Origin of the sequence: Nostoc sp., from assembly GCF_036919675.1 — a bacterium.
In the GTDB taxonomy this organism is placed as follows: domain Bacteria; phylum Cyanobacteriota; class Cyanobacteriia; order Cyanobacteriales; family Nostocaceae; genus Nostoc.
The window spans coordinates 1-3983 of sequence record NZ_JBALCP010000049.1 but is presented as its reverse complement, the minus strand read 5'-3'; the positions used below and the strand labels follow the sequence as shown (position 1 = coordinate 3983).

General features: G+C 41.7%; 3 protein-coding genes and 1 pseudogene. All 4 read right to left on the bottom strand.

Annotated features, from left to right (window positions below):
- Positions 1–99: 99 nt before the first annotated feature.
- Positions 100–414: a hypothetical protein gene (locus V7K49_RS09245; protein ID WP_335205311.1), complete on the bottom strand. Its 315-nt coding sequence runs from the start codon at positions 412–414 to the stop codon at positions 100–102.
- A gap of 243 nt (positions 415–657) precedes the next feature.
- Complete coding sequence (locus V7K49_RS09240) at positions 658–1035, bottom strand: hypothetical protein (RefSeq protein ID WP_335205310.1); 378 nt, start codon at positions 1033–1035, stop codon at positions 658–660.
- A gap of 492 nt (positions 1036–1527) precedes the next feature.
- On the bottom strand, positions 1528–3129 hold the full coding sequence (locus V7K49_RS09235) for a S8 family serine peptidase (protein ID WP_335205309.1): 1602 nt from the start codon (positions 3127–3129) through the stop codon (positions 1528–1530).
- Positions 3130–3274: 145 nt separating this feature from the next.
- Positions 3275–3886: pseudogene (locus V7K49_RS09230) on the bottom strand (LytR C-terminal domain-containing protein); the annotation flags it as partial.
- Positions 3887–3983 lie beyond the last annotated feature (97 nt).

Below are 3983 nucleotides of genomic sequence, written 5' to 3'. Positions count from 1 at the left end.
CTCACCCCTTCATAATGATTATCATTATTTTTTAAATGTCAGCTTATAATTTTTTTTGAGTAATTTATTCCTTGGAAGTCCCTAAACTCCAGTAAGTACTTACATACTCAGGTTTATTACAGGTGCTAAATGAGCGTAGCTTGCCACCGTAGGCATCGCTTCTTCTAGCTTGGCGCTTGCCAAATACAAGCGAACGCGAGTAGCGTTTCGTAGAGAGGAAATGTGAGATGTGCCTGGGGCGATCGCTATAAAGTGGGCGGGTACGCCATCGCACTGAGAGACTTCGTAATGGGGTGCGACGGCGCTCTTCGCGTTCGCCTCAAAGCAAATGATAAAAATGCTTGAATCAAACCCAAAGTAAGCAATTAGTTGCTGGAGTTTCTTACTTTTGTAGCCACAGTCAAGTAATATCAATGCTTTCGGTTACATCAATATATAATATATAGTCACTAATTACACGTTTTGGCTCAAAAGTGTAATGCAAGAGTAAAACCATTACTTTGACGTTGCCACTAGGGTGTTGTAGCAAAGCTTCAATGAATGTTATTTCTAAGACTTGGGAAGTCCCTTAGTGATTGGTAGTAGGGATCGCTTTAGCCATTGAGCCTATATGCACGAATCGAAAGTCGCGTATCTCAGCTCAAGAACTATTGAATTTTAGTGTTTGTAGAGGTGAGACAATAAACTTTCTAACTCTTGGCGACTGAGAGGGAGCAAACCATCATTCGCTTCCTTGAGCAGCGGTAGTATCGCTTGAAAGCGAGAACAATCATGGCATTTGGCAAGCTTTCCTGGAAACCAACATCTACACCCATCAACCAACTCCAATGAGAAGTCGTGTCGGCATTGGCGACAAAAATGGGTATTACCATCTTTGCGGCGCATCCGCTGGGAAACTTGCTGGGATTGGCAAAAGGGACAGCTAAAAGAACCAATTACCTCTGGTTCCGGGAAATTCTCTTTTTTCGGCACAATAGCATAAGCAATCTGTGTTCTAAGTTTATTTAGTTCAAATTGTTCAAGAGAATTTATCATCTTTAATACGCTCCTAATCCGGAAATTAAACTTTTTGTTCAGATGGGGGGTTGAGAGAAAGGTTAAAAATCTGAAATTCTCCCCCAAACAGAGCAGTCCATGTGCTTTTACAAGAGAATCCATAAGTTGCATTCACAAGGGAAAGATGAAAATCTCTCAAGCAATGTCCAATGCCCTATCTTCAAAGCAGAGTACATGGGTTGCTGCTCTCACAATCCTGGGTGAAAATAGACTTTCAAAACAGGTCTACTCATCGATGAGAACAACCGATTTCACTTCTCCATCGTGGATAAAGATTTTATCAACCAATCGGGGAAAAATTCCCACTTTCTCTACGATGTTCAACATCATAAATAGAGACTTGATGGGCGAGCATAGGACTTGCCCCTTATAGAACCGATGGCGGGTATAGGAGTGAAAGCAATCTCCCCTAAATCTCAAGCCCCCCTTTCAAACTTGTGGCAAGTGTAAACCACCTCCAATTTTACTTCTTCAATTAACAGGTACACTCCACCAAGCTAAAGCATAAGGTTGAGTTGATTCATTTACCTGATGGCGAAAGTGAACCCGGATTTTATAATTACCTTGAGTCGGGACAGGGCAAAAGATATGTTGAACACTGTCAAATTCGCTAATTGAGGAACAAACTACACCCACATCGTCACTCAAAGCATTAGCTTTTACCAAGTAGAGGTCGAGATTATTCAACCCGCGATCGCGAAAATTCTCTCCAACATCATACTGCTGGTTGTGATTGAGATCGTTTAATTCTACTAGGCGATCCCAAGCCAGAGTAATAGCAATAAAACTATTCGGCTTTAATGGTTTTGCTAATGTATATTCTACAGATGCTCCAGCGTTGACTGTGTGATAATCCCAGCCAATAGCAGGCACAGCATCAGATGGTTGCCATTGACCGGGACTAAATTGTTGATAGGCTCGAAATGCATTTAAATGTCCCGCTCCCATTTGAGCATCCAAAGAAATTTTTGGATCTTTATATGCATCAGTTGCCAACCAGTCTTTCTCCTGTTTATCAATCAGCGTTTTCGTCATTCCCAAGCGTAAGCCATCACCGCTATCTTGAATTTTGTCTGCTGAGTTGAGCAATACAGCTTTCATGACTTGGTGATGCCGAGAAGTAACGCTCCAATGGGGTTGTTTTTTGTGCAGTTGTCGGTCACCAAATTCTTGTAACAAGGCAACAGTGGCCGTAACATGAGGTGCAGCAAAACTTGTCCCTGAACCCGAATTTACCTGACCATCTGGATTGATTAAATCAATATTACTACCTGGGGCTACTAAACTAATAGAGTGACGCCCTCCAATATCAGACTCTTTCCCAATTAAACGACTACTCGCTCCTTTGCCATCACCTGCCAAATTGTCAACAGCTACTTTGTCATAAATCCCTTTCTTTTGGGATGAAAAAGCCACGTTCACTCCGTTGTAGTTGTCGGTCGGAATTGAAATCCCTCCTTTGCCTTGGTTGCCCGCAATTACATATAAAGCATCATGAACGCGACTAGACCAGTCAACACATAATGTTAGTAAAGCATTACCATCTAAAACAGCCTCTGGTCGTGGGTCACGCTCCAGTGGTTCACCAAAGCTGAAATTGATCGCGCGAACATCACCACCGTTTTGCAAGGCGATGTATTGTGCCGATAAGCACTCTTGTGGCTGTCCCATTTTTTTTGTATCACCTACAGCATCTGAATACAGTCGCGCTCCTGGGGCTACTCCCGGTAAGGCTTTATCTCTACTCACCATTACTGCCGCCACATTGTAGGCATGGGAATCTACATTCTTATTTGACTTAGCCCGTCCATCGCGTAAAAATACTCCCGCTGGTGATACAGCACGATTTTTAGACACGGCTTTATCCCAACCAAACATTCCTGGACGCCCAATTTCTACCTGACCTATGGCTATCTTGCGACCGATTAAATTGTACGGTGCAAGATGTAATACAAGAGCATCAATCCCGTTTTTACCTAAAGAACTTTCTTCGGGAGCTGAGGCTTGTACTGCCAAGCTCAAACAGGAAGCACTCATTCCCAAAATTACCCAACAGATAAGTTTTTTACTCATTAGTACTCCTCAAAAGTCAAAAGTTTTGTGCGGAGAACGGTATTCTGATTTTTAATTAAATGTATTTAATTAAATTGGCACAATAAAACCCATATATATTTAATTTTGTAAAAACTATGAAGTGATCAATAATACAGATATGTAGTCAAGGTTTGCTCTGCTGCTTTAGAGTATCTGTGATCGCTTGCAACGAATCTTTCCCGACCTGAATACTGATATCCGAGTAGAGATTACCAGTGCTTTCCACTCGTACTTCCCCTAAATTTAAAATGTTGCGAATTGATTCGGCACTGTCGCCATCTCCTTGTTGGGCAATAATGCGAGTTACTTTTAGCGGCTCACCCCAGCTTTTAGTAATATAGATGTTGTGATAACCAGCTTTTTCCAAGATTTTGATTAATGGATGCAGGTTAGCTTGATTAGTGCCTGTACTGTCTTGAAGTGCTATTCGTAAGCTAGCGGTATGATGAACTACTTCTGCTTTGGGTTCTGAGTCTAAATCAAAGTACTTAGCTATCATCGCACCAATGTGTCGGTTGTCTGCTATCCAGTAGCTAGCATCATATTCTTTCTTTTCGCTAAATCGACCAGGCACCATTAACATTTGCATATTAGAGCGATGAGTTTGCACCATAAAACCCAGCAGCGCTACTAACTCTTCTACTGTTAAGTTGGAATCTATGTGTTCTTTAACTATGTCAAGTATTTTAGGCAGTTGACTCAGAGTCGCTGGGTTGAGGGTTTGATCGGTTAAGGCACTATAGCGGTATGCATTTGAATGAGATACGAATCGATGTACTATAAGGTTTCTGTACTGAAATTAATAGTTACTTAGAAAACTTGAGGCTGGTTCT